This is a genomic window from Micrococcus sp. LASM2_SD2, assembly GCF_057364565.1.
The window spans coordinates 1-5,377 of the sequence record NZ_JBNFOB010000169.1 but is presented as its reverse complement, the minus strand read 5'-3'; the positions used below and the strand labels follow the sequence as shown (position 1 = coordinate 5,377).

General features: G+C 71.0%; 3 protein-coding genes and 1 pseudogene. 1 reads left to right on the top strand and 3 read right to left on the bottom strand.

Features of this window, described 5'->3' with window-relative positions; all coding sequences use genetic code 11:
• Positions 1-514: 514 nt before the first annotated feature.
• The 3 genes and pseudogenes from tyrS to AC2W7A_RS09050 all read right to left on the bottom strand — a co-directional run bounded on the left by tyrS (position 515) and on the right by AC2W7A_RS09050 (position 4,987).
• Positions 515-1,858, bottom strand: a complete 1,344-nt coding sequence (tyrS, locus tag AC2W7A_RS09060; protein WP_485991076.1) for a tyrosine--tRNA ligase — start codon at positions 1,856-1,858, stop codon at positions 515-517.
• 115 nt (positions 1,859-1,973) lie between these two features.
• Positions 1,974-4,251, bottom strand: a pseudogene (locus AC2W7A_RS09055) (HelD family protein).
• 397 nt (positions 4,252-4,648) lie between these two features.
• The gene (locus AC2W7A_RS09050; RefSeq protein WP_485991075.1) at positions 4,649-4,987 is read right to left on the bottom strand and encodes a hypothetical protein; all 339 of its coding nucleotides are present in this window, start codon (positions 4,985-4,987) and stop codon (positions 4,649-4,651) included.
• Between the two features lie 192 nt (positions 4,988-5,179).
• Here AC2W7A_RS09050 and ykgO point away from each other — a divergent pair, with 192 nt between their 5' ends.
• Positions 5,180-5,302 carry a type B 50S ribosomal protein L36 gene (ykgO, locus tag AC2W7A_RS09045; protein ID WP_485991077.1) on the top strand — a complete coding sequence of 41 codons (123 nt, stop codon included), beginning with the start codon at positions 5,180-5,182 and terminating at the stop codon, positions 5,300-5,302.
• The last annotated feature ends 75 nt before the right edge of the window (positions 5,303-5,377 follow it).

The window sequence follows — 5,377 nt, the reverse complement described above, 5'->3', positions numbered from 1 at the left end:
AGTTCAGTCCGTGTCAACTTCGTGTTCCGAAGCCATTCACCAACCGATCAGGCAGACAAGGAAAAACCTTACCACCATCAACCCGGCCACTGTCAAACCCAGCCGCCGGCAACAACCAGCAACACACGGATCCACAGTCCAACCAGACCGACCCTCAGGAAAGGCCTCGAAGACCCTACCACACCGGACCGACCCAGTCACACCAGACGATCGACTCTTCAGGAATCACCATCCACCCCGAAAGGAAATGAACGGCATGCTGCAGTGATCACGGCCAAAATCCGCTTGTCTCTCATGGTTTCCACGGAGACCGTGGTGTTCACCCCGGCGCTTGAGAACTTCCGTTCCGCGCCTCAGCACGAGAAAGAACTCTACACACAACCGACCCACCACGCAAAATCGGGGGTGCCGGACACGCCGAAGGCCCTGTCCTCCGCAGGATCCTTCGGAGGACAGGGCCTTCACCGCCTCTCGGCCGACGTGGTCACGACCCCCGGTCCTGCGGTGAGCTCTGTCACTCTCCCAGGTCGGCTGCCGCCATCTTCTTCTTGCCTCGGCGGACGAGCAGCCATCGGCCGCCGAGGGCATCGCCGGAACCGAAGGTCTGGTCCAGGTCCGTCACCTTGACGTTGTTCACCGAGGCACCGCCCTCCTTGACGGTGCGGCGTGCCTCGGAGTTCGAGCCGGCCAGTCCCGTGGAGACGAGCAGGTCGATGATGGAGACGCTGCCGTCCGCCCCGCGGCTCCACACCGAGGCGTCCGCCTGGTCCAGCTCGGAGAGCACCGACCTCAACGTCTCCGGCTCCACTTCGGACAGGTCTCCCCCGCCGAACACGGCGGCCGACGCGTCGATGACGGCCTGGGTCGCGTCCTCTCCGTGGGCAAGCGCGGTCACCTCCCACGCCAGGCGCTTCTGGGCCTCGCGCCGGAACGGCTCGTCCGTCACCTTCTGCGCGTACTCCTCGATCTCGGCACGAGAGAGGAAGGTGAACACCTTGAGCCGGTCCACCACATCGGCGTCCGCCGTGTTGAGCCAGAACTGGTAGAAGGCGTACGGCGAGCACATGCGGGCGTCCAGCCAGATCGCGTTGCCCTCCGATTTGCCGAACTTCGTGCCGTCCGAGTTCGTGATCAGCGGAGTGCCGAGGGCGTGCACGTGCTCGCCCTCCACCTTGCGGATGAGCTCCGTGCCAGACGTGAGGTTGCCCCACTGGTCCGAACCGCCGGACTGCAGGGTGATGCCGTGCCTGCGGAACAGCTCCAGGAAGTCGTTGCCCTGCAGCACCTGGTAGGAGAACTCGGTGTAGGAGATGCCCTCCTCCGAGTGCAGGCGCTTGGCCACGATCTCCTTCTTCACCATGGTGCCGACGCGGAAGTTCTTCCCGACCCCGCGGAGGAAGTCCAGGGCGGACATCTCTGCGGTCCAGTCCAGGTTGTTCACCATGGTCGCCGCGTTCTCCCCCGTGAAGGACAGGTAGGGGCGGATCTGCTCGCGCAGCGAGTCCACCCACTCGCCCACGAGCTCCCGGGTGTTCAACACGCGCTCGGAGGTCTGCCTCGGGTCGCCGATCAGTCCGGTGGCGCCGCCCACCAGGGCGTACGGCCGGTGCCCGGCCAGCTGCAGGCGGCGCATCAGCAGGAGCTGGACCAGGTGGCCCAGGTGCAGCGAGGGCGCCGTCGGGTCGAAGCCGCAGTAATAGCTCACCGAGCCCTCGGACAGGGCCTTCTCCAGGGCCGCCTCATCCGTGGAGACGTGGACGAGGCCTCGCCACTTCAGCTCCTGCCAGATGTTCTCGAAGCCGGAGTCGTTGGACTGCGCGCTCAGGCGCTGCTCGGTGTTCTGGGTGTCTGCGCTCACGGCCTCAGCGTACCGACCGGGGCCGTGGCCCGGCGGGCGCATGCCGGTCCGTGTCGTCTCACGGACCGGGGACGCGGCCACGGGCTTCCCGACGACGGCCGGCAGCCTCCGCCGGTCAGCGCACCAGACCGGCGGGCAGCTGCTCCTCGCGGGCGTCGGTGACCACGGCCAGTGCTTGCGTGCACCGGGTCATCGCCACGTAGAGGTCGCCCACCACTCCGTGGGCCTCGGCCACCAGGCGCTCCGGGGACGCCAGCACGACGACGTCGAACTCCAGCCCCTTCGTCTCGCGTGCGGTCGCGACGACCACGTCGACGCCCGGCGCCGGGACACGGTCCACGGTGAGCCCCTCCTCCTGGAGGGCCGCGGAGAGCGGGGCGACGAGCTCCTCCGGCACCACGAGTGCCCCGAGCCCGTCCGGGACCCGGGCGCGGAGCCTCGTCAGCTGTGCGAGCAGCATCTGCTCGAGCTCACCGGGAGAGACGAGGGTGAGCGTCGGCTCGTGGTCCCCCTCGCGCACGGCGTCCGGTGTGGTCACCTCCGCACCGGCGGCACGGGCCACCGCGGCGGCCCAGTGCACGATGCGCGCCGGGGTGCGGTAGTTGACGGAGAGCTCCTCGAGGACCACACGGTCCCCGAACGAGTCGCCGAGGGCCTGGCCCCAGGTCCCTGCGGCGCCGGTGGCCGAGGCCTGGGCGATGTCCCCGACGATCGTGAAGGACTTCAGTGGGCAGCGCCGGGCCAGCAGCCGCCACTGCATCGGGCTGAGCTCCTGGGCCTCGTCCACCACCACGTGGCCGTAGGTCCAGGTGCGGTCATGGCGTGCCTGCTCGGCGGTGGTCCGGCGGACCGTCCCCGTCTCGTTGCCGGGCCAGCGTCTCGGCATCCACCACGCCGTCCACGCCCATGTCCGCCAGGGTCTGGTGGACGTTCTGCAGAGTGGCCTCAGCGTTCTCCACGTTGCGGCGGTGCTGGGCCTCGCCGTCCTCCGCCCGCCCGCCTGCAGGCAGGGCACCCAGCAGTTCGGCGGCCTCGTCCAGCAGCGGGACGTCCGCCTCCGTCCACGGCGCCTCGGGGGCACGCAGAAGCACCTCGACCTCGGTGTCGCTGAGCCACGGTGCGCAGGCACGCAGCGTCTCCCGCTTCGAGAAGACCTCGGCCAGCAGACGCTGCGGGGTCATCGGCATCCAGCAGAGGTTCAGGGCGACCCGGACGTCGCGGGACGTGCGCACGTCTTCGAGCAGGTAGTCCCGGTTCACGGTGGTGCCGGCCGACTGCTCCAGCCTCTCCCGCAGCTGATCCGCCAGCTCGCGGACCAGGATCTTCACGAAGGTCTCACGGGCCTCGTTGTGCGGCTTGCGCGTCGCGCGGGCCCGCTCCCGGGCCCGGCGCACCATCCCCGGGGACAGGGTGAGCTCCGTGCCGTCCACGTCCACGGGACGCCGCTCCGGGAGGAGGCGCTGGCGGCGGGACACCGCCGCCTCCACGAGCCGGGCGGCCTCGATGCGCCCCTTCAGGACGGCTGCGCGCGGATCGGACTCGGGGACGGCTGAGACCCCGGGGAAGAGTGTTCCCAGGGAGGCCATCACCACGCCGGTCTCGCCGAGCGAGGGCAGCACGCGCTCGATGTACCTCAGGAAGCCCACGGAGGGGCCCACGAGCAGGACTCCGGCCTTGGCCAGGCGCTCCCGGTGCGTGTAGAGCAGGTAGGCCGCCCGGTGCAGGGCGACCGCGGTCTTGCCCGTCCCTGGGCCGCCCTGGACCACCACTGCCCCGGGCAGCGGGCGCCGGATGAGCTCGTCCTGTTCGGACTGGATGGTCGCCACGATGTCGTGCATGCGCCCGGTGCGGCGCGCGCTGACGGCCGCGAGCAGGGCACCCTGGCCGCCGACCGCGATCTCGTCCGCAGCCTCCGCCGCCAGCTCCGGGTCCAGGACCTCGTCCTCGAGATCCCTCACCGTGCGGCCGCGCAGCATCAGGTGACGACGACGGCGCACCCCCTGGCGCCGGAGCGGCGTGGCCTGGTAGAATGCGCCGGCCTCCTGGGCCCGCCAGTCGACGAGGAGGCGCTCGTGCTGCTCATCTGTGAGGCCGATGCGGCCGATGTAGCGAGGGCCGGGGTCCTCTCCGGCTGCGTCCTCGTCCAGGTCCAGCCGCCCGAAGACCAGCCGGTCCTCCACCGCCTCCAGCTGGGCCAGCCGGTCCTCGTAGAGGGCGGCGAAGGCATCGCGTTCGGAGTGGTTCTGCAGCGACCCCTGCGGGCCGGAGCGCCGCACGCCGGCCAGCTGCTCCTGCTTCTCCGCCCTCAGCGCGTCGAGGCGGGCGTAGCGGACGGCGACGCGCTCGCGCTCGACGGCGAGCTCGGATTCGCGGACGGACACGGTGTCCCCCATGCAGTGCTCCCTGGGCTCGGGCCGGAGCGGACTCCGGCGCGGAACGTGACCATCCATCCTATAGGCGTGCCAGTGAACGGAAGGTGTCCTGCGGCCGGTCCGCGATCCGGCACAGTCCGGAGACCCGCCGCCCGCTGCGTGCTCCCTGCGGCATGGCCGCCCGCGCCGCCTGCTCGCACTCCCACCGCGCGGCGAGGTCCTCGAGGCGACCACGGTGGAAGGGCCGGACGCGCTCGTAGCGCGCCACGGCCACACCCGGGTCGTGTCTGCCCTCGGGCCACTCGCCGTTGAGCAGCGCGCAGCCCGCCCGCGCAGTCGACCTCCGCCCCGACCCCGGCGTCCGACTCGGGCTCCGCCGCCCACGGCCCATCGGCCGCGGCACCGGCGTGCAGCACCTCTACGCCCAGACTCCCGGGCTCAGCGCCTGCAGGATCCTGCGCGCCTGCGCCACGTCGCCGGCACAGGCTCCGTCACCGACGAGGGCATGGTGCGTGGCCGTCTCCAGGCAGTCGACGAGGGCACGCGATCGGTCCGACGCCAGGTCCTCATGGAGCGTGTGCAGACAGGCGACGGTCACGACGGCCCTGAGGCGCAGGCGCCCCGCCTCGTCGGCCAGCTCGCCGATCACGTGGGTGACAGGCACCTGCGCGGGGACCTCGAGCACCACGGTCCCCGGCCCACCGGCCAGCACTGAGGCCGGGACCAGTCCGTCCTCGCCCCAGTCCTCGGCCGACACGAGCCTGCCGTGTGCCTCACACGCGAGCTCCGTGGCCTGCCTGCGCCGCGGAGCCGCATGGACGCCGACCACGACGGGGACCTCTGCCGGGCCGCCGTGCGACTGGCTCTCATTTGCGCTAGTCTCGTCAGGTCCCGTCCACGGGACCTGCCGACACCCACCGACCCCCAGGAGGCCCCCATGAAGGTCCCCATGAAGGTCCGCAACTTGCTGCGTGCGCTGAAGAACCAGCCCGGGTCGCAGATCGTCCGCCGCCGCGGCCGCACCTACGTCATCAACAAGAAGAACCCGCGCCTCAAGGCCCGCCAGGGCTGACGCGCGCCGCACCCCACGCCTCGGGTCCCGGACGGCCTGCGGGCGGCGTCCGCCGCTCAGGCGGCGGCGACCACC

What these genes read in the sequence shown, in the direction of transcription:
- ykgO (WP_485991077.1), top strand. Translation starts at nt 5,180, where the DNA reads ATGAAGGTCCGCAACTTGCTGCGTGCGCTGAAGAACCAGCCCGGGTCG.